Source organism: Bradyrhizobium sp. 956_D2_N1_4 (genome assembly GCF_052076025.1).
In the GTDB taxonomy this organism is placed as follows: domain Bacteria; phylum Pseudomonadota; class Alphaproteobacteria; order Rhizobiales; family Xanthobacteraceae; genus Bradyrhizobium; species Bradyrhizobium barranii.
The window spans coordinates 4,504,239-4,521,546 of sequence record NZ_CP197237.1 but is presented as its reverse complement, the minus strand read 5'-3'; the positions used below and the strand labels follow the sequence as shown (position 1 = coordinate 4,521,546).

At 63.0% G+C, this 17,308-nt stretch carries 23 protein-coding genes; 11 read left to right on the top strand and 12 right to left on the bottom strand.

What is annotated here, in order from left to right:
* Positions 1-54: 54 nt before the first annotated feature.
* Positions 55-876 (top strand): helix-turn-helix domain-containing protein, encoded by an 822-nt coding sequence (locus tag AB7535_RS21540; RefSeq protein ID WP_085404264.1) that lies wholly within the window; start codon positions 55-57, stop codon positions 874-876.
* Between the two features lie 76 nt (positions 877-952).
* Positions 953-1,618, top strand: coding sequence for a DsbA family oxidoreductase (locus AB7535_RS21535; protein ID WP_039152160.1), 666 nt, complete (start codon positions 953-955; stop codon positions 1,616-1,618).
* Between the two features lie 7 nt (positions 1,619-1,625).
* On the opposite strand, the gene AB7535_RS21530 is transcribed toward AB7535_RS21535, so the two are convergent.
* On the bottom strand, positions 1,626-2,795 hold the full coding sequence (locus AB7535_RS21530) for a GNAT family N-acetyltransferase (RefSeq protein ID WP_085404265.1): 1,170 nt from the start codon (positions 2,793-2,795) through the stop codon (positions 1,626-1,628).
* A gap of 157 nt (positions 2,796-2,952) precedes the next feature.
* Here AB7535_RS21530 and AB7535_RS21525 point away from each other — a divergent pair, with 157 nt between their 5' ends.
* The gene (locus tag AB7535_RS21525) at positions 2,953-3,381 is read left to right on the top strand and encodes a YeeE/YedE family protein (RefSeq protein WP_085404266.1); all 429 of its coding nucleotides are present in this window, start codon (positions 2,953-2,955) and stop codon (positions 3,379-3,381) included.
* Positions 3,382-3,386: 5 nt separating this feature from the next.
* Positions 3,387-3,854, top strand: coding sequence for a DUF6691 family protein (locus AB7535_RS21520; protein ID WP_085404267.1), 468 nt, complete (start codon positions 3,387-3,389; stop codon positions 3,852-3,854).
* A 59-nt stretch (positions 3,855-3,913) separates the two neighbouring features.
* Here AB7535_RS21520 and AB7535_RS21515 read toward each other — a convergent pair whose 3' ends face one another.
* Together AB7535_RS21515 and AB7535_RS21510 are read right to left on the bottom strand one after the other, a co-directional pair.
* A complete protein-coding gene (locus AB7535_RS21515; protein WP_028152664.1) occupies positions 3,914-4,243 on the bottom strand; it encodes a hypothetical protein in 330 nt (109 codons plus the stop codon).
* A 114-nt stretch (positions 4,244-4,357) separates the two neighbouring features.
* Positions 4,358-4,762: a hypothetical protein gene (locus AB7535_RS21510; RefSeq protein ID WP_085404268.1), complete on the bottom strand. Its 405-nt coding sequence runs from the start codon at positions 4,760-4,762 to the stop codon at positions 4,358-4,360.
* Positions 4,763-4,913: 151 nt separating this feature from the next.
* Here AB7535_RS21510 and AB7535_RS21505 point away from each other — a divergent pair, with 151 nt between their 5' ends.
* The gene (locus AB7535_RS21505; protein ID WP_085404269.1) at positions 4,914-5,138 is read left to right on the top strand and encodes a hypothetical protein; all 225 of its coding nucleotides are present in this window, start codon (positions 4,914-4,916) and stop codon (positions 5,136-5,138) included.
* The gene (locus AB7535_RS21500) at positions 5,139-7,187 is read left to right on the top strand and encodes a pyrroloquinoline quinone-dependent dehydrogenase (RefSeq protein ID WP_085404270.1); all 2,049 of its coding nucleotides are present in this window, start codon (positions 5,139-5,141) and stop codon (positions 7,185-7,187) included. It abuts the gene before it with no gap.
* Positions 7,188-7,233: 46 nt separating this feature from the next.
* On the opposite strand, the gene AB7535_RS21495 is transcribed toward AB7535_RS21500, so the two are convergent.
* Positions 7,234-7,476, bottom strand: a complete 243-nt coding sequence (locus AB7535_RS21495; protein ID WP_071917354.1) for a PilZ domain-containing protein — start codon at positions 7,474-7,476, stop codon at positions 7,234-7,236.
* A 184-nt stretch (positions 7,477-7,660) separates the two neighbouring features.
* Here AB7535_RS21495 and AB7535_RS21490 point away from each other — a divergent pair, with 184 nt between their 5' ends.
* Positions 7,661-7,954, top strand: coding sequence for an HdeA family protein (locus tag AB7535_RS21490; RefSeq protein ID WP_014494092.1), 294 nt, complete (start codon positions 7,661-7,663; stop codon positions 7,952-7,954).
* Between the two features lie 123 nt (positions 7,955-8,077).
* Here the strand turns inward: AB7535_RS21490 and AB7535_RS21485 are convergent, their stop codons facing one another.
* Positions 8,078-8,542 (bottom strand): PaaI family thioesterase, encoded by a 465-nt coding sequence (locus AB7535_RS21485; protein ID WP_085404271.1) that lies wholly within the window; start codon positions 8,540-8,542, stop codon positions 8,078-8,080.
* Positions 8,543-8,906: 364 nt separating this feature from the next.
* On the opposite strand from AB7535_RS21485, the gene AB7535_RS21480 reads away from it, so the two are divergent.
* Together AB7535_RS21480 and AB7535_RS21475 are read left to right on the top strand one after the other, a co-directional pair.
* Entirely contained in the window at positions 8,907-9,203 is a 297-nt protein-coding gene (locus tag AB7535_RS21480; RefSeq protein WP_081369444.1) for a hypothetical protein, read from the top strand.
* A 103-nt stretch (positions 9,204-9,306) separates the two neighbouring features.
* Positions 9,307-9,561, top strand: coding sequence for a hypothetical protein (locus AB7535_RS21475; protein ID WP_085404272.1), 255 nt, complete (start codon positions 9,307-9,309; stop codon positions 9,559-9,561).
* A gap of 3 nt (positions 9,562-9,564) precedes the next feature.
* Here AB7535_RS21475 and AB7535_RS21470 read toward each other — a convergent pair whose 3' ends face one another.
* Together AB7535_RS21470 and AB7535_RS21465 are read right to left on the bottom strand one after the other, a co-directional pair.
* Entirely contained in the window at positions 9,565-9,804 is a 240-nt protein-coding gene (locus tag AB7535_RS21470; protein ID WP_028152656.1) for a DUF6894 family protein, read from the bottom strand.
* A gap of 147 nt (positions 9,805-9,951) precedes the next feature.
* Positions 9,952-10,140 (bottom strand): hypothetical protein, encoded by a 189-nt coding sequence (locus AB7535_RS21465; RefSeq protein WP_085404370.1) that lies wholly within the window; start codon positions 10,138-10,140, stop codon positions 9,952-9,954.
* A gap of 453 nt (positions 10,141-10,593) precedes the next feature.
* Between AB7535_RS21465 and AB7535_RS21460 the strand changes: the two genes are divergently transcribed.
* Together AB7535_RS21460 and AB7535_RS21455 are read left to right on the top strand one after the other, a co-directional pair.
* Positions 10,594-10,845 carry a hypothetical protein gene (locus AB7535_RS21460; RefSeq protein ID WP_148312138.1) on the top strand — a complete coding sequence of 84 codons (252 nt, stop codon included), beginning with the start codon at positions 10,594-10,596 and terminating at the stop codon, positions 10,843-10,845.
* Between the two features lie 93 nt (positions 10,846-10,938).
* Positions 10,939-11,178, top strand: coding sequence for a DUF2798 domain-containing protein (locus AB7535_RS21455; protein ID WP_085404273.1), 240 nt, complete (start codon positions 10,939-10,941; stop codon positions 11,176-11,178).
* Between the two features lie 888 nt (positions 11,179-12,066).
* Here the strand turns inward: AB7535_RS21455 and AB7535_RS21450 are convergent.
* The 5 genes from AB7535_RS21450 to AB7535_RS21430 all read right to left on the bottom strand — a co-directional run bounded on the left by AB7535_RS21450 (position 12,067) and on the right by AB7535_RS21430 (position 17,247).
* On the bottom strand, positions 12,067-12,234 hold the full coding sequence (locus AB7535_RS21450; protein WP_439036811.1) for a hypothetical protein: 168 nt from the start codon (positions 12,232-12,234) through the stop codon (positions 12,067-12,069).
* Between the two features lie 262 nt (positions 12,235-12,496).
* Entirely contained in the window at positions 12,497-12,688 is a 192-nt protein-coding gene (locus tag AB7535_RS21445; protein WP_085404274.1) for a hypothetical protein, read from the bottom strand.
* 246 nt (positions 12,689-12,934) lie between these two features.
* Positions 12,935-13,171: a DUF6894 family protein gene (locus AB7535_RS21440; protein WP_063986255.1), complete on the bottom strand. Its 237-nt coding sequence runs from the start codon at positions 13,169-13,171 to the stop codon at positions 12,935-12,937.
* Positions 13,172-14,358: 1,187 nt separating this feature from the next.
* Positions 14,359-15,372, bottom strand: a complete 1,014-nt coding sequence (locus AB7535_RS21435; protein WP_085404276.1) for a glycosyltransferase family 2 protein — start codon at positions 15,370-15,372, stop codon at positions 14,359-14,361.
* A 1,632-nt stretch (positions 15,373-17,004) separates the two neighbouring features.
* On the bottom strand, positions 17,005-17,247 hold the full coding sequence (locus AB7535_RS21430; protein ID WP_085404277.1) for a DUF6894 family protein: 243 nt from the start codon (positions 17,245-17,247) through the stop codon (positions 17,005-17,007).
* Positions 17,248-17,308: the final 61 nt, after the last annotated feature.

Below are 17,308 nucleotides of genomic sequence, written 5' to 3'. Positions count from 1 at the left end.
TCATTACCTCGCGGGTAATGGAAGGGCTGAGATCCGCATGCTAGGTTTTCGAGCATGAACGCACATGCATCTACGGCACAGGCCGAACGCAGCCAGCCCGTCCATATCGGCGACCATTTGCGCGAATGGCGGCAACGCCGCCGCATGAGCCAGCTCGATCTGGCGGGCGAGGCCGAGATTTCCGCGCGGCATTTGAGCTTCGTCGAGACCGGCCGCGCTGCGCCCTCGCGCGACATGGTGCTCAGGCTCGCCGAACGTCTCGAGGTACCCTTGCGCGAACGCAACGTGCTGCTGGTCGCGGCCGGCTATGCGCCGGCGTTTCCGCAGCGCCCGCTGGAGGATCCCGCCTTGAAATCAGCTCGCCAGGCGATCGACCTCGTTCTCAGGGCGCATGAGCCCAATCCGGCGCTGGCCTATGACCGGCACTGGAATCTGGTTTCCGCCAACCGCATGGTGGCGCCGCTGCTCGAAGGCATCCCGCAGCGGCTGCTCGGTCAGCCCTTCAACGTGCTGCGGCTCGCGTTTCACCCTGAAGCGCTGGCGCCGCGCACGGTCAATCTCGCGGAATGGTGCGGGCATCTGCTGGAGCGGCTGCACCGGCAATGCGAGGCAACGGCCGATCCTGAGCTGATCAAGCTCTACAACGACCTCAAGAGCTATCCCATCCCGGCGCGCTCGGGGCCGCTGTCGAGCGACAATGTCGCGATTCCCTTCAAGCTGCGCCATGGCGGAGAGATACTAAGTTTCTTCTCCACCACCATGGTGTTCGGCACACCTGTGGACATCACGCTGTCGGAGCTGGCGCTGGAGACATTCTTCCCGGCGGACGAGCGCACCGCCGAGCGGCTGAAGCAGATGGCAGCAGCTATGACCTAGCGCCCTTGCCTCGGGGCGGGTTCTGCTTATCTTCGGCTTATCTTGGGTCAAACCCGCATCGCCCGAAGGAGGCGCTATGAGCACGTTGAAACCGCTCCAGATCGATGTCGTCTCCGACGTGGTGTGCCCCTGGTGCTATATCGGCAAGCACCGGATCGAGAGCGCGCTGGCGCTCGTGCCCGACGTTCCCGTCAAACTCAATTTCCGTCCTTTTTTCCTCAATCCGTGGGTGCCGCGCGAGGGCATCAGCCGCGAGGACTATCTCACCACCAAGTTCGGCTCGGTCGAAGCCTATAAGGGCATTGCCGGCCGCGTCGTCGCGGCTGCAAGCGAGGAGGGCCTTGTCTACAAGCCCGAGCTGGTCGCGCGCCAGCCCAACACCACCGACTGTCACCGCCTCATCCTCTGGGCCGAGGCGATCGGCAAGGCGCCCGAGATGAAGCAGCGGCTGATGGAGCTGTATTTCCGCGACGGCGGCGACCTCACTGACGTGAACGTGCTGGTGCAGGCGGCCGCCGATGTCGGCCTCGATGCCGACGACGTGCGCAAGCGCCTCGCCACCGACGAGGACGTCGCACGCGTGTCGGCCGACGCGCAGGAGGCCGCCGAGAAGGGCATCTCCGGCGTGCCGACCTACGTGTTCGCGCAGAAATACGCCGTCTCCGGCGCGCAGGATCCGAACCTGCTCGCCCGCGCCATTCGCGAGGTCTCGGCGGAGATCAACGCGCAGGCGGCAGAGTAGCTTTCGCTTATTTGCGGAGCAGACGCACCACGCGTCGCGCGCCGTCGTGCGCGACGTTGAGGCCAACCAGCGCCGCGTGAATGATCGCGACGACAGGATCGTGACGCCGCAGCGGAATCAGCACGTCGCCGATGGCAAAGCGCCCGCGCCAGATCGGGTTGATCATGGGGTGGTCGGCGCTCGCCGTGGAGTCCGCGCTGGCGATGGCCGGATCGGCGCAGAGATGCCGCGTGAGGTCGAGCGTGAGCTGCACGCCCGGCGAATATCTTGCAAAGCGTTCGTCGATACCGAGCTTGAAGAAGAAGGCGCGGTCCTGGTGGCGTAGCACGATGCCGGCCGCCACCGGCGTCGTGCCAGCGCGCAGCGTGATGACCTCGCACTGCGCGGTCTCTGCCAGCGCAAGAACCGCGCGGCGAATGAAGGTCGCATCGCCCGCATGCTGGATCAGCGCGGTGCCGCGCTTGCCTTTCCAGCCACTGGCCTCGAGTTGCAGGAATGTTTCGAGCGCCGGCCCGATCTCGTCGGGCTTGCGCGCGACCGCGAAGGCGACGGGCCCGTGCTCTTCGAGGCGATGGCGCTGGCGACGCAGCTCCTTGAGCTTCTTGGCGCCGAGCGCTTCATGCAACAGCGTTTCACCATCCTGCGTCGCGTCGAGGCTGGCGCGGATGTAGGAGGAGAGGATACGCGGCTTCAGGCCGTCGCGATTGAGAACGTCCTTGAGCGAACTCATCGCCGCGCCGTCGAGTGCAACGTCGTTGAGCACGAGCGCATGTGCTCCGGCCTCGCGCGCCTGCTGCAACAGGCGCGTGGCCGCTTCGATCGGCGCGTCGCGGTCGATCAGGGGGCTGCACAGGGTGCCATAGGGATGCGCGCTCACCAGCGCGGGCAGGGGGATCTTCCAGGCGCGCCAGAGCGAGACCACCGGCATCAGCCCGATCAGCCGCACCGACGAGCCGTCGAATGCGGGTAGCGCCGAGGCGTCGGTGCGGCCGCGTGCGGCCTCGCTCACGGCGAGCTCCCAGCCCGGCAGGTAGTAGCCGTTCGGCTCGATCACGCGCTGGGCGAGCGCACGCCATTGGCCGGGATCGATGGACGTGAGGGGGACGAGCGCGCGCGTTGCCGCGGCAGCCCTTGCCGATGCCGGATTGATCGCTGCCTGATGCGCGATATCGACCACGTCCCGTCGTTCCCCGTTCAGAAGGTCATGCTTAGCGCAAAGATTGGAAAATTCCGTTGGGACGCCGCTTCAATTCGAATGGTAATATTAACGTCTCATTGAGCATTCGGGCCGCCGCGGCGTGCCATGATGGAAGCTCTCGACCTGGAGGATCACAATGATCGCCACACCTTTCACGCCGATGGCGTCGCTCCTTGGTGGCGCGTTGATCGGACTGTCCGCCGTGCTCCTGATGTGGGCGACGGGACGGATCGCCGGTGTCAGCGGCATCGCGGCGCGGCTGTTTCCGCCTTACGAGGACCGCGAGTTCGCCGGCCGGCTCGCTTTCGTCGCCGGCCTCGTCGCCGCACCCATCCTGGTGCGCATTGTCAGCGGAAGCCTGCCGGCGCAAACGATCGCGGCGGGAACGCCGGTGCTGATCGTCGCCGGATTGCTCACGGGCTTCGGTGCGGTCTGGGGCAGCGGCTGCACGTCCGGCCATGGCGTCTGTGGCCTGTCGCGGCTGTCGCTGCGATCGCTGGTCGCGACCATCACCTTCATGTCGGCGGGCATTGCCACTGTCTTCGTGATGCGGCACTGGGGCTGACGACGATGGCAATCCTCATCCAATTCGCGATCGGCCTCCTCTTCGGTATCGGGCTCATCGTCTCCGGCATGTCGAATCCGGCAAAGGTGCTGAACTTCTTGGACGTCGCCGGCATTCCCGCCGGAACGTGGGATGCGAGCCTCGCCTTCGTGATGGCGGGTGCTGTCGCGGTAACCTTCATCGGCTTCAGCCGTGTCTTGAAACTCGCGCGACCGTTTTTCGCAGACCGCTTTTACCTTCCGACGCGAAAGGATATCGATTCGAGAGTTATCGCCGGTCCCGCCATCTTTGGCATCGGATGGGGGCTCGCAGGCTTTTGTCCGGGCCCTGCGCTCACCGCGCTCGGATTCGGCTCGGCGTCCGCTTTCATCTTCGTCGCCGCAATGCTTGCCGGCATGGTGCTCGCCCGCTTCGTCGCGCAGCTCCCGTCATCAACGCGCCTCGTCGCGCCGGCCGATCCGCTCGAAACCTGACATGGGCAGGACCGGGCGAGTGGATCTCGTCCGGTCCTGCCCTGTTAGAGCTTCAGTGACTACCAGCGGTCGCCGCCGACACCGACGCCCACGCTGACGCCGGGCGCCCGAATGCCGACGCCGCCGCGCGGACCATCGTCCCAGTCGCGATAGGTGCGGCGCTCGTAATAGCGATCGCGCGGCATGGCGTTGTAGGAGTCGCGCACGATCACGCGCGAGCCGCCACGGGTGCGATAGCAATTGCCGGCGTCATCGCAGACAAGCCGGACTTCCTGAACGAGCTCAGGGTTGGCGTATTCGCTGGTCGTGTAGATGTCCGCGGCCTTCGCGCCGCTCGCCGCAGCGAGGGCGCCGACGCCAGCCAGTAGTGCGATCGTGAATGTCCTCATCGTGTCCTCCTCCGAAACTGCCCTCGGGGGTAACAAGAAGGGGAGGCGGTGATCGTTCCGGGTCGAATTACAGGTTTTTCCCGGAACCGGAGCGCGTGTCGGCGTGATTTGTTCCTAGATCGGCTCGTAGGTTTCCGTCCCGCAGATGTCGTCGGCTTCCGCGCGGCGGCGATCGACCACTTTTCCGCCTGAGATCGTCACGATGTAAATCTGGGTGCCGAGTGTGGAGCCGGTGGCGGAGGTGAGCTGCGCGCTGACGCAGGCGGTCCAGCCCTGTCCCCGCACCTCCCGATGGGGCGGGGCGACGTGCACCTCGCGCGGATAGGACGTGTTGAGGAAGACCACGTTGATCTGCTCGCGGACCACGCGCTTGACGTCGGGGGGCGCTTCGGGTGGCGGCTGCTCGGCTTCCTTCAGGCGCATGAACTCGGGCACCGGCGCGCGGCTGTCGGCGAAGCCGCAAGAACCAAGTGCGAGGGCGCTGGCCAGCAGCGCCGCATGAGCAACAATCCGCAACATCCGTGAAGGTCCCCTGCGGGCCAACAGATAGGCAGGAATGCGATCCGGCAAAGTCCCGGCCGATCAAGATTTGCTGAAATTCCGGCCCTCCGGCATTTGCTATTACGGGATTGCAGGCTAGTTTGTGCCCCAGACGAGGGGGATTGCATCAATGCGGATTTTGGTCATCGCGGCCGCCGTGCTCGCACTAACGGCTGCGTCGGCGCAGGCGCAGGGCCGCAGCAGAGGCCAGCCGAACGAAGCGAAGTCGGACAACAAGCCCAAGGTCGACGAAAAGGCCTACAAGGCCGCGCTCGAGCGCATTCCGGAGCCCAAGGAGAAGTACGACCCGTGGGGCGGAGCCCGTCCGGCTGAACCTGCCAAGAAGCCCAAATAAATGAGGGGGGCGTTGGCGAGCCGTCTATGTCAGTCGGCCGCCGCCATCGTGCTCCTCTTGTTTTCCTCGTGGCCAGGCATCGCCTGGGAGAGCTGGGGTGGCGATCCCGGCGGCTCACGCTTCTCGCCTTTGCGGGAGGTCACGCCCGACAATGTCGACAATCTGGTTCGGGCCTTCGAATTCCATACCGGCGATCTCGCGGCGCGGCCGCCCGAGGTGATGCGGCGAACCAAATTCCAGGCGACACCGTTGTTCGTCGAGGACAGCCTGATCTTCTGCTCGCCCTTCAATGAGGTGATCGCGCTCGATCCCGGCACGGGCGCGCAGAAATGGCGCTTCGATCCGAAGATCGCGACCAATCAGCGGCCCGCCAACCGCTACGTCTGCCGTGGCGTGACCTACTGGATCGACGATGAGGCGCCCGCGAATGCCGCCTGCCGATCGCGCATCTTCATGGGCACGAACGATGTCCGCCTGATCGCGCTCGATGCAAAGACAGGCATTCGCTGCGCCGGTTTCGGCACTGGCGGTGAGGTCAGGCCCGATATCGGCATGAAGCTGGATTGGCCCGGCGAATTCCAGATCACCTCGCCGCCGGCGGTCGGCCGCGGTGTCGTCGTGATTGGCTCCGCGATCGGCGACAACCGCCGCGTCGACGCGCCGAGCGGCGTGGTGCGCGCGTTCGATGCGCGCAGCGGCCAGCCGCGCTGGACCTTCGAGCCGCTCAAGCGCGACCGTGTCGAAGCTGGTCACGCCAATGTCTGGGCGCCGATGTCGGTCGACGCGGCCCGCGGGCTGGTTTTCCTGCCGACATCCTCGCCGTCGCCGGACTTTTGGGGCGGCAAGCGGCCGGGCAACAACGAGCACGCCAATTCGGTGGTCGCGCTGCGCATCGAGACCGGCGAGCTCGTGTGGGCATTCCAGACCGTGCATCACGACGTCTGGGATTACGACCTGGCGTCGCAGCCGACGCTGACGCGTATCGACACCGGAGACGGCCAGCGCGATGTCGTGATTCAGCCGACCAAGCAGGGATTTGTCTTCGTGCTCGACCGCGATACCGGCAAGCCGGTGTGGCCGGTGGAAGAGCGCGTGGTGCCGCAAGGCGGCGCGGAAGGTGAACGACTGTCGCCGACGCAGCCATTCCCGACGCATGTGCCGCCGCTGACATCGCAAAGAATCTCGACTGAGGATGCGCTCTCGCTCCTCCCTGGCCTGGGTCGCTCCGCTTGCGAAAGGCAGTTCGCGGAGGCACGTAACGAGGGGTTGTTCACCCCACCCTCGACGCAAGGCACGGCGGAGTTTCCCTTCACCGGCGGCGGCGTCAACTGGGGTAGCGCAGCCTTCGACCCGGTCAACCAGATCCTCTACGCCAACACCGCCCGCGCCGTTCATCTCATCAAGCTGATCCCGCGTGCGGAGGCCGCTGGATTCGATCCGCCGCCCGGTCATGATTTCGGCCAGCAGAAGGGCGCGCCGTTTGCGATGTCGCGTGCGGTGGTGATGTCGCCGCTCGGGCTTCTTTGCAACAAGCCGCCTTGGGGCGAGATGGTCGCGGTCGATCTGAAGGCCGGCAAGATCCTCTGGCGTTCAACGGTCGGCACCACGGAAGACCTTGCGCCGCTCGGCGTGCCGCTGCCGTGGGGCGCGCCGCTCGTCAACGGGCTCGCAGTCACCGCAGGTGGTCTCGTCTTCACCGGCGCGATGGATGCTTATCTGCGCGCCTTCGATGCGCGAAGCGGCCGGGAGTTGTGGCAAGGCCGGCTGCCGGTGCCCGGCGTCGCCAACCCCATGACCTATCTCTGGAAGGGCGAGCAATATGTCGCGATCGGCGCCGGCGGCCACTCCGAGGTCGGCACCTCGATCGGCGACAGCGTCGTTGCGTTTCGCCTGGCGCGGCCGGGTGAAGGGCCGTCGCTATGGTCGCGCACCATCGATCGTCCGGGCGGACGATTTTGGGTGTCGTCGTCAGCAATTGTGTTCGCGATCATCCTGCTGACCATCGCGAGCCTGCGCTGGCGTCGTCGACGTCGTATAAAGCAAGCATGATGCTGCGTTGTGTATGCGATGCGAACGGTTGTTCACATCGCGCACGCTATCGTACGAAAGCGAGGCCGATGCGCCTGTCATTGCGCCATACGGTGCGGCAATTCCGTACGAAATTGTCGCGCGCGATCGAGAGCGTGAATGATTTCGGCAATATGACGGGGGAATCGAGCTCGATCGCCGCGCCGCCTTCCGACATGTTTCGCACCGTGCACGCGATGCCGCTGCTTTCAAAGGTGATCGTTCCACCCTTGAAAACACGGTAACGCTGCGCTGCACGTTTCTCGATCATCGGCATTAATCCATAACGATGATTGTGAAGTAGTGCATAGAAATTACGTTGAAATAAACTCAATACTGACGCTACTTGCACAGCGCTTCAGACTTCGTTTACGACGTTGGAGCGGTGAGTCACTTCCCGCCGACTTCCCTCACAAGCCCTTCCTTTATGGCGTTACGCGCCGATGGAGATATTGATGAAGACCACGCTTTCGCTTCTGTTCGCCGCAGCGCTCTCGCTGTCATCGATGCCCGCCCACGCCGTCAAGTGGGACCTCTCGACCATGACCTGCAAGCAGTTCCTCGAGAGCGGCGAAGACAACATCGCGGTCGTGCTGACCTGGATGGACGGCTGGTACAAGGGCGACGAGGACAACGCGATCATCGACACCGAGGTGTTCATCGAGAACGCCAAGAAGTTCGGTGCTTATTGCGGAAAGAATCCGACCGTTAGCGTCGTCACCGCGGCTGACGAAATTCTCGGCAAGTAATTCCCGAAGCCGACCGAAGCGCGGACGCAACCGCGCTTCAGTCCCTCGCTTCGATGCGAAATTGATTGGAGAGCCGCGGAGCGCCTTGCGCGCTCACGCGGCTCTCTTCTTTTTGGATGATGCTCAGCCCGGCAGCATCGCGAACGCGCTCGACACCATCGCCACCTGTTTGTTGTCGGTGGCCGAGAGCAGCGTGACGCGGCCAAAACTCATGGTGCGTCCGAGCCGCACCACGCGCGCGTCGGCGAGCACATCCGAGGAGGAGACTGCGCGCATGAAATGCGTGGTCTGGTCGACCGTCGTCATCGGACGATAGCCGCGATTGGCGGCGAGGTTCGCGATCACCATCGCGGTATCGGCAAGCGCCATCAGCGCCTGGCCGCACACCACGCCGCCGTTGCGGCACAGCCGCTCCGAGAATGGCATGCGCAGGAGCGCGCCCGGCTGCCAGTCCGGCTCGTCCGGCGGCGGCAGGTGCTCGAGGCGCTCGACGGCGAGGTTGAGATCCTGGACCCAGGGCGCAAAGACCTCGCCGAGTATGCGTCTGGCCTCAGCGATGCCGAACTGGGCTTCTGGCTGCGATGGCATTGCTGTCGGTCCCCCCCTGTGTTGCCGGATGTTTCGGCCATTCTGCGCGCATCGGCGCGGCAAAGTCACCCGGTCTTCGGTCGGCTCTGTCGGCTTGAAAATGCCTGACTTGGCCCGATATGATACCGGGCTTGGGAGCGGGTGGGCGATGTTGCGTCGGTGTGTCCTCGTGTTTGGGTTGATAGCGCTGGGTCTCGTGCTGGACGGGTGCACCAGATGCGGCCCGATTTGGGACGACTGGCTGCAGGCGCCGAAATCGTGCAGATCGGACCGGCTCTAGCGCGCCATTCGGCCCTGGCGGGCCGTTGACAAGAACGACAAGGCGCGGTTGACCCGCCCTTCATGGATGATCAAGGAGTCAATGATGAAGCTTTTCCGTATGGCGGCGGTGCTGCTGGCCGTGCTGGCGGGACCGGCCTACGCGCAAATGCCCAATCTCAATTTGCTGCAGGAGGGTCCAGGCAAGACCCCCGAGGAAAAGGCCGCGGAAGCCGAGCGTGACAAGGCCTACAAGGAAACGCTGAAGAAGATTCCGGATTCCAAGGCGTCCAACGATCCCTGGGGCAACATGCGTTCCGACCCGCCGAAGCAGGCGGCTGCGCCGAAGGCATCGGCCGCAACCAGCGCGCCCAAGAAGAAGTCCGGCACGACCGCCAATTGACCTTGTCCCCGATCGGAGGCGGCTGATGCCTCCGGCCGGGACTCCTCTTTGGCCGGCCTGCTTCCTACATCTCCGAGAGCGTATTGCGTTGAGGAGGAACGGCATGGCCGATCGTCCGCGGGATCTCGCCGAGCGGATGGCGCGCCGGCGCAAGATGGGCGGCAAGCCGGGCGAGCGCGGCGGCGACGGCTTCTTGCGTGAGACTTTCACTCTGCCGCGCCCGGCGGCGCGGGCGAGGGCGGAGGCTTTCTTCGCCCGCTACCCCAAGGCCGGCTATATGAGCGCGGTCGAGACCTGGCGCGAACTGCCGGGCGGCGACATCGAATTCACCATGCGGCGGCTGCCCAGCGCCGACTAGACGTCAAGTCTCCTCGAAGGATTCGGCGATGATGCGGATCCGGAACACGGGCTCCTTGGCCTCGTCCAGCAGCTCCATGTGCCATTCGGAATTTTCGTTGAGCTTGCGCGCGAGGCCGGCGGCCATGTCGGCGCAGATGCTGGTCATCATCTTCCAGGCCGCATCGCGATCGGCAAATTCCGTCGCCTGGTCCGCGCAGCCGGAATAGCGGCCGTTCCGAATTCGAAAGAAGTAGAGCGGCATGGCTGGCACCGGTCACATGATGGTCCCGCCTCCCGGGCCATGGGCGCGCGCAGTGCAGTCCCAAACCAGGGACAGATCAATTCCGGGCCGCTACGGACGAGACCTCGCGGGGCGCGTATGCTGCTGAAACCGGCCCGGGTGGTCTATTCATGCGGTCTTGCGCCCGATCGCCTTCAGCTCCCGATCGATGCGCAACTGGACGCGCCGGATCGCCAACAGATCGATCTTCGTCTCGGTCTTGCCCGTCCTGGTCTCGTCACCGATGCGGAACTGCCACTGCCAGACCCCGGGAAGCGCCGTCTCGGCAACAGTGAACTCAACGCCCCTGTGATTCATGGTCATCTCCACGATTCACCCTCCATTCACCGTGAACATGTTGGGCGTCGCCCTATTCCTGCGACAAGCGAAATTTGGCGGTAAGCCTTGGATAATTCACGGTAATCTTTGGAACCGCGCGCGGTCCGAAACAAACGAAATTAGGTTCCGAAAACCGTGCACGGAATCCGGGCAAGGCATGGCAATTCACGCGGCCTTGCCGTGCCACGCCGAGGAACTTTGTTCATGGTCGGAGAACCCCGGAACGCGGGATCCGCGCATTTGACACATCGCTGCGAGCGAGGCGCGGTCCGGATTCCTTTCCGTATCGTGTGGAACCCAAAGCGGCGCGCGTTGCTACCGCCGCCATTCAAAGCGAACAGGTGTGGTCGATACTTTTCCACTTTTGCGTGTCATATATCTATGCTCTGCTTGTGAACGACGGTTCGAACGCGATGTCACGAAGGGGAAGGTGTGAGCTGGCTGAGACATCTTGTGCTGCGCTGGGGTGCACGGAATTTCTCGCTGACCTGTCCCCATTGCCGGCATCCCGCGTCCTCATCGAGCTTCAAGCGCGCGCGTTTCATGCTCGGTGACGAGAAGCTCGTCTGCGAAGAGTGCGGCGAGACCAGCGTCGTCACGTTCTGGCGTTTCGAAGGACTATCGTCGCGGCCCGATTGCACTGAAGCGAGGCGGCGCGCGCCGCTGTCCGATTCGCGGCACTGATCCGACGCCGGCGGTGTGCGTCGAAGTCCACTCCATGCGTGCTGCGGCATATGCCTTGCTTGGCCTCATGACGGCAAACAACATGGGCGCGTCATGCTCGGCATTCCCCGCCGCTACTCTCATTTCGTCTTCGGTGTCATCCAGTCCGGCCTGACCTCGCTGATCGCGGCGGGCATCGCCAGCTTTCCCGCTTCTGGCGCGACGGTCTTCCTCGCGCACTGGATGGTGTCGTGGCTGATCGCGTGGGCCGCGATGCTGCCGATCGTGCTGCTCGCGGCGCCTGCGATCCGCGCCTTCTCGCTGCGGCTGACGCAAGAGGAGAGGGCTCGGTGAGGCGGCCGGCAAGCATGAAAAAAAACCGCTTGGGGAGAGCCAAGCGGGTGAAAGGTTATTGGAGGCTGAGGTGCTGGGCTGCAACACCGTAGCCCGACGACCCTAGCCGGTTGAGCTTACGACAGCCTGACAGGGCCGGCAGATCGGCTTTCAACCTGCCGCGCCTCCGCGCCCGCAAACAGAAAACCCCGCTCGGGGCAGAGCGGGGTCCTCGACTGTGTATGGAGGCCCGGTGTTGGTCCACCGGGCAGAGCCAGACTAGGAGACCAGGCTTACGGGTGCCTGACGGCCGGCACCGAAATCCGCGTCGGGAGGCCGCAGACTGGCCCCGCACGCGTCCCAATTTGGCCACCCGATCGCACCACTGGAGCCACACCCCTCGGCGAGATTTCGTATCGTCGGCGACGCCATGGGGGAAACGTGGTGCGCCGGCAGCGGGGTGGCATCATGGATAACGTAGAGCGGTCATTCGCCGCCGCGACGGCGGCTGGCTTCGTCGTGCTGGTGATCGGCCTCGTGCTGCTGGCGCTGCTGTAAGGCGTACCGGCGGACGGCAGCCAAGGCCGGACCGGGCTAAAGCAGGCGCTTCGATCCTGGGTGGGCACCCAGGACGCCGCCGCGCCCTTTCAAAACATGGAAAACAACCCCATGCACAGTAGGGGGTCGGGCGATTTCGTTGTGCGATCAATGGCTTAGTTGTGGTATTAGATACCTTAAATGCCACGCAATGGCTCCGGGGCGCACCCCGAGCGCAATGCCGGATCCTCGACATGAACAGGGGCTGGCTCTGCCGGCCCAATTCTGCGACGCGCATTCCCGACGGCCGGTACGACGGCTAGCCGCCCATCGCGGCGCAGCCTTGGTCAGATCGGAAGCCCGTCGGCAGGCTCAGTGGACCTTGATCTCACCCAGGGGAAGGCGGAGTTCGGCGGCGCGCGCTTCGCGGTCCTTCTTGCGAAACTCGTTTTCCTTCCGCTCGAATTTCACCATTTCCTCGTGCGCCGCCGCCAGGAGGTGATTGCGCCTGACAGCATTGGGGTGCGCGTCTTCCGTCATGTTCCTGGTCCCCGTCGTTGCGATCCGATCTCGAAGAAAGCCGGGCATCGCAGAAAGGTTCGATGCCGCAGGATTGCGGAATTATGACGGCGCACGGCGGCTGCGTCTTTGATGCGCGTCATCTTCAGTCGAAGGGTGACGAATGCGGAGGATCGGCAAAAATCAAAAAGGCCGCCAACCGAGGCGGCCTCTCATCATCTTTGAATCACTTGATCTTTGAATCGCTTGCCCGCTAGCGGCAGGGCTTCTAGCGGCAGGGCTTCTAACGACAGGGCTTGCCAATCATCTGGGCATGCCGGCTGTGGCAGCCGTCGTGCAACTGAGACTTCCTCGTCACCTTTGCGCCGACCTTCGGGGCGCCCGATGCCGTCGCGGCATTCGATATCTGGGCTTGCGCCGGCACCGAACCGGCGAGGACAGACAGCGCCAGAGCGATCTTGAGGATTGCCTTCATCGTGCCTCCCGAGGTTGTTCGAACGGTACGCAAAGTAGCGCTACCGATGTGAGCGTTACATATTGTAGCGCTACATTCAAGTTCGATCAGAGGCATGACGACGAGCCGCCGTCCTTGCGGCGGACCGAGATGGGGCAAAGTGAGGTAGATCGCAGATGAGGCGGGGCGAGCGCTCCGCGGAATGGACCGATCAGGCGGCCTCGGTCCGTCGCGACGTGCACGCCCAATGTGGCGAGCCGTGGCGGCCTATTGCTTCGTTGTCGGCGGCTCGAAGATGAGGGCGGCTTGGAACACCCGCCCGGCGTCGGTGCGGACTTCGATCGCAACGTCTGTTCGATCCTCGTGTCCCGCCAAGTCGCGCGCAAGGCCGCTCAATGTCTGCGTCGCCTCGATCTCTGCTTCGCGCTGGGTTCGAAACTCCAGTCCCTCATCGTCGGCATAGAGGCCGGTGTCGTCTCGGATATCGAAAAAGTACCGGACCATGGCGCCGCCTCTCAGAGAGAGTATCGCCGCCAACCCCGCCTTGGGAGGACCGTTCCTAATTATTTCGGCGGCTGGAATCCGGGTACTGTCCCAATCCCCGGGCGTGGTTGGCGTCCCGTTGGCCGGCGAGAATGCCAGGACCGCCGCTTGCAGGTTGGGCAATCGTAGACCTGGACGCCGAGCGCCGTTGAACCAGGTCAATCATAGCTGTCTTTACGGACGGTCTCGATCCGCCTTGCGTCCGCCTACATCTGTGGCGGCGTGACCCTTGCTTCGTCTCTCGTCAGGGCGGCAAGCCTGTCCAATTGGCTAGCCACGCCAGTGAGGCTCCGGGCGATGTTCTTCAACAGGAAGGCCCTGTCCGCCGAAACCCCGGACGATTGAGAGAGGACCTTGTAATGATTTGCGAGTTCCTCGCATTTAGCAGCGTCGATCATAATTGAGCCCATCTATGAAACAGGTCAACAGCTCAACCCTAATACGGTTCCCACGCGGGGCGCTGACGACCCTTGGCGTTGCAATGCCTCGCATCCTACCACAGCTATTCGTCGTCAGGTTGTGTTCTGCGCCACAAATCGCGTCACTCCCGAAATCAAAGGCCACCACGCCAGGAAACAGGCTCGTCCCTGAAGACGGCCCCGGCCGGTGGGGCTTGATAGGGGTGAAGGCCGGGGCCGCTTGGGGATGCTTGGCCCTTGGCAAAGACCAAGCGAATCCGAGTTTAGTCGACCCTCACCGCGCCTCTGTTCGTTTCAGCACATAATTGCCAAATTTTCCTGCCCCGCATTCGCATGCGCAAATGCATCTCGAGGCCGGCACGGTTTCCTTATCGTCTTCGATTGGCAGACCACGGAGACGTGCGTATTGCCTGACCGGCACCCTCGCAGGGCAGATTTTTTCATTCGGATGGGTGGCATCGGTTGGATGATCTCCGACCGAGAGCGCAAGGGCCTGGCGATCATCGAAACAGCTGCGCCCGATGTCTTCGCGGGTGCACGGCAGTCAAGTCCGCCGTATTGCCAAAAATTCCCGCGACCGATGGGCCGCGGCATACTCCCGTCCGGCTTCCTCGGTGCGCTCCGGATCGGGAGACGGGAGCGGCTTTGGGAGGGACTGATTTTCGGTCACCTATCTCGGTGTCTCAAACGCAGCTGTGGCAACTCTGACACCGGGACTGCCGAATGAGCTCACAAGAAATCCGTGCAATGAGCGATCCCCGGTAAGGTTGCAATCGCACCCGGTGCGCGCGCCCAGGCTCGGATCGCCAAATTGGCCGCCTTCAAAACCGAGGGGCGCAAGATTTGAAGCGCATCGCGGATCGTTGCGCTCAGGGGCTGCTGACGGATCCGTGTGCGCAGCCGGGCAACCCGCAATGCACGCACCATCGTTTCAGGATCGGGAAGTCCGCGCTTATCCTCCAGAAGGCTCCAGGCGAGGTGCTTGAGTTCGATGGTCTCCTGGTCAATCTGAGGGAACGATCCCAATGCCGTGATGCTCGCGTGGTTGGTCGTGTCGTAGAACACAAGACCGTCGTCGATCGCCACCATGTCGCCCTGGCAGGCGAGATCGAGAAAGAACAGTTGGTCCACGCCCCAACTGATCGACTTGTAGTTTCGCATCAGGCAACCGGCCCGGATGACCTTGCCGTTGATCAGCAGGGTCGACGGGACAATCCCAAGCAATCGGGTCTTGCCCGCCAGATAGAGATCCGCCAGGCACTGCTGGCCCGAATACAGATAAACCTGGCGTCCTCGCCGGTACCTTATGCCGCTGTCCTGAACGAGATGAGATGTGGAGGTCATGAACGCAGCGGCGGGGTACGTCCTCGCCAATTCCGCAAAAGTCGCAAGCGATCCTGGCGTGAGCCAGTCGTCGTCGTGCAGCACTTTGATCCAGTCGCCGCGACATGCGAGCATCGCGTTGTTGGTATTCTCAACCTGGCCGCGGCCGCGGTGGTTCTCGATAACGCGAATGCGCGGGTCGCTCCGCGCGTGCTCGGACAGGATGCTCCAAGTCGCGCCTTCCGGACCTTCGTCGTCGCTGATCACCATTTCCCAGTCGGCGTGCTCCTGCTGCAGCACGCTTTGAATCGCACGGCGCACCATCTCCGGTCGGCGGAAGGTGGGTATTGCCACCGAAATGAATGGGCGGTGTTCCGAACTCTGGGAGCTATCGAACCGCTCGGCGTACAATTGATCCATTCATCGTACCTCGTTGATCGAAGCGGTCGTGGCTGGAAGTGGCAGACCCTTCTTCGGTTTGAGCCTGTTCGCAGAGCATCTTGAATCGAAGCGAGTGAACGAGGCGCGTGAATGCTAGGGAGACGATCTCGATGCGGTCATCGTCCATTCGCATGAACTTTGTTCCCGCAGGCCGCGACGTTTCGAAGCGGCCGCTTGTCCGCCTTGGTGAAAGAGTGTTCTGGTTCCCCTCGCTTTCTGTCGCCGCAGCAGCCGCGCCAACGCGGTGACGGATCAAGACGGGGGCGGCCAATCGAGCCGGCGTTGGTTCAGTTTCTTGCGGAGCTCTTGGAGGATTTCGCGAAGCTCTGCCGAGTTGCTTCTTTCCGAGAGGGAAGCGAGGCGCGAGCGTGATGGCGTTTTCAATCACCGGTAGATTGCCAAGGGCCGCTCGGTGACAGGTGGAGGGTGACTGCGTCCTGCCGCGACGTGCTGTCTCACCTCGCGACAATTGAACGACTTCAAATCCGGCCACGGCTCGTTTCAAAGGCTCGTTTCAAAATCGGACAGTGAGGTCGGAAACAGACCACGCCCAAACCCGGGTGCTGTCCCAATTGGGACACTCGGAACATCAAGTCAGGACAGGCTGCTTGTTGGGCTTCAGAAGCAAGAACGCCGTCCGCTTAAATGAAGCGCGGACGGCGGCTTTCCAGCCCCGGGAGGGAAATTGTAAAATCCCGATATCGTTTTGTCTGCACGTCCCGTGCCAAGGTTCATCGGGCCAGCCGCAGGAATTGGGAAAACCTTCATCCTCAAGCGTTGATGCCGCCAACGCGAATGACCACGCCGGGACAGAAACCGGATCTGTGCCGGCAACGCGATACCTCAGGCGCGTCTGCTTCTAGGCTGGCTTGGGCGGTTGAAGCCCCGGCGATCTCAGCCACTCGCTCATGTGCGAGCCGGTCTCAGCCTGTCTGGCTTTGCGGAGGAGGTCCTCTCGTTGAGGACCGTGAGGGAGGGCTTTAGCTTGTTCGCGGAGGCGTTTCGCTTCTCCGGCAAGTCGTTCTTCCAGTGACACGGTCTGCGTGAAACGACGGCGCTGCTTCATGACACAACCTCGTCTTTACGGGTCCTAACCGCAGGGTTTGAGTTCCAGCGAACTTAATATGCAGACGGGCCACCTTCAGTTCCAAAGTGAACTTTTCAAATCAAGCCACGGTGAATTTCAAACCAGGCCACCGCGCTCGGAAACAAGCCAGCACCAAATCCGGGTGCTGTCCTAATTAGGACAGCGGGGCTGTCAGATTGCGACATCAATAAAAACGCCGCCCGCTTAAATGTCGCGCGGGCGGCGGCTTTCCAGCCCCGGAGAGGTGGATGCAAAACCCCGGTGATGATGAGTGTGCACAACCTGTGCCAAGGTTTTATGTCACGTTGCGGGACGCCGCAGCGGGGATCGGGCCACCACCTACCGCGAACTTCTGAGAATCAGTATTGTCTCGAAGAAAGAACGTCGTGGGGGCAGTACTTGTTACGGGATTGCCGAAGGACTATTCGCCTGTCTAGCCAGATTACCGGCCTTTGACGCGAGCTTTCGGCTGATTGCGAAGACGACGTCTTCAAGTGAAAGAGGCCGCCACTGAGGCGGCGTTATCATTGCTTGCTGAAAATCCTGGAATTGAAAATGGCCGTGACTTCGAGAACACGGCCAGTTCTGTTACGAACTTCCACCGCGAAATGCTGGCCCGTTGAACCTTCCATGACCGCATCGCGGGCGGCATCGACAAGTGCGCCGAGCGCCATATCGTGTGCCGCCTCGGCGTCCAGCAGTTCGACGCCATCTTTGTCCTGCGAGAAGATGCCATCCGACCTGAGGTCGAAAAAATACTGAGCCATGATGCTCAGCTTACTTCGGTGCCTGCAAACCCGAGGAATTGACCCACTCTTCGAGGTGACA

Coding starts and splice junctions, on each gene's coding strand:
- AB7535_RS21515 (WP_028152664.1), bottom strand. CDS start 4,243: ATGAGGACATTCACGATCGCACTACTGGCTGGCGTCGGCGCCCTCGCT.
- AB7535_RS21475 (WP_085404272.1), top strand. CDS start 9,307: ATGGCCGATCGTCCGCGGGATCTCGCCGAGCGGATGGCGCGCCGGCGC.
- AB7535_RS21450 (WP_439036811.1), bottom strand. CDS start 12,234: ATGACGGAAGACGCGCACCCCAATGCTGTCAGGCGCAATCACCTCCTG.
- AB7535_RS21510 (WP_085404268.1), bottom strand. CDS start 4,762: ATGTTGCGGATTGTTGCTCATGCGGCGCTGCTGGCCAGCGCCCTCGCA.
- AB7535_RS21495 (WP_071917354.1), bottom strand. CDS start 7,476: ATGATCGAGAAACGTGCAGCGCAGCGTTACCGTGTTTTCAAGGGTGGA.
- AB7535_RS21505 (WP_085404269.1), top strand. CDS start 4,914: ATGCGGATTTTGGTCATCGCGGCCGCCGTGCTCGCACTAACGGCTGCG.
- AB7535_RS21500 (WP_085404270.1), top strand. CDS start 5,139: ATGAGGGGGGCGTTGGCGAGCCGTCTATGTCAGTCGGCCGCCGCCATC.
- AB7535_RS21435 (WP_085404276.1), bottom strand. CDS start 15,372: ATGGATCAATTGTACGCCGAGCGGTTCGATAGCTCCCAGAGTTCGGAA.
- AB7535_RS21485 (WP_085404271.1), bottom strand. CDS start 8,542: ATGCCATCGCAGCCAGAAGCCCAGTTCGGCATCGCTGAGGCCAGACGC.
- AB7535_RS21430 (WP_085404277.1), bottom strand. CDS start 17,247: ATGGCTCAGTATTTTTTCGACCTCAGGTCGGATGGCATCTTCTCGCAG.
- AB7535_RS21535 (WP_039152160.1), top strand. CDS start 953: ATGAGCACGTTGAAACCGCTCCAGATCGATGTCGTCTCCGACGTGGTG.
- AB7535_RS21540 (WP_085404264.1), top strand. CDS start 55: ATGAACGCACATGCATCTACGGCACAGGCCGAACGCAGCCAGCCCGTC.
- AB7535_RS21440 (WP_063986255.1), bottom strand. CDS start 13,171: ATGGTCCGGTACTTTTTCGATATCCGAGACGACACCGGCCTCTATGCC.
- AB7535_RS21455 (WP_085404273.1), top strand. CDS start 10,939: ATGCTCGGCATTCCCCGCCGCTACTCTCATTTCGTCTTCGGTGTCATC.
- AB7535_RS21445 (WP_085404274.1), bottom strand. CDS start 12,688: ATGAAGGCAATCCTCAAGATCGCTCTGGCGCTGTCTGTCCTCGCCGGT.
- AB7535_RS21465 (WP_085404370.1), bottom strand. CDS start 10,140: ATGAATCACAGGGGCGTTGAGTTCACTGTTGCCGAGACGGCGCTTCCC.
- AB7535_RS21490 (WP_014494092.1), top strand. CDS start 7,661: ATGAAGACCACGCTTTCGCTTCTGTTCGCCGCAGCGCTCTCGCTGTCA.
- AB7535_RS21520 (WP_085404267.1), top strand. CDS start 3,387: ATGGCAATCCTCATCCAATTCGCGATCGGCCTCCTCTTCGGTATCGGG.
- AB7535_RS21470 (WP_028152656.1), bottom strand. CDS start 9,804: ATGCCGCTCTACTTCTTTCGAATTCGGAACGGCCGCTATTCCGGCTGC.
- AB7535_RS21480 (WP_081369444.1), top strand. CDS start 8,907: ATGAAGCTTTTCCGTATGGCGGCGGTGCTGCTGGCCGTGCTGGCGGGA.
- AB7535_RS21525 (WP_085404266.1), top strand. CDS start 2,953: ATGATCGCCACACCTTTCACGCCGATGGCGTCGCTCCTTGGTGGCGCG.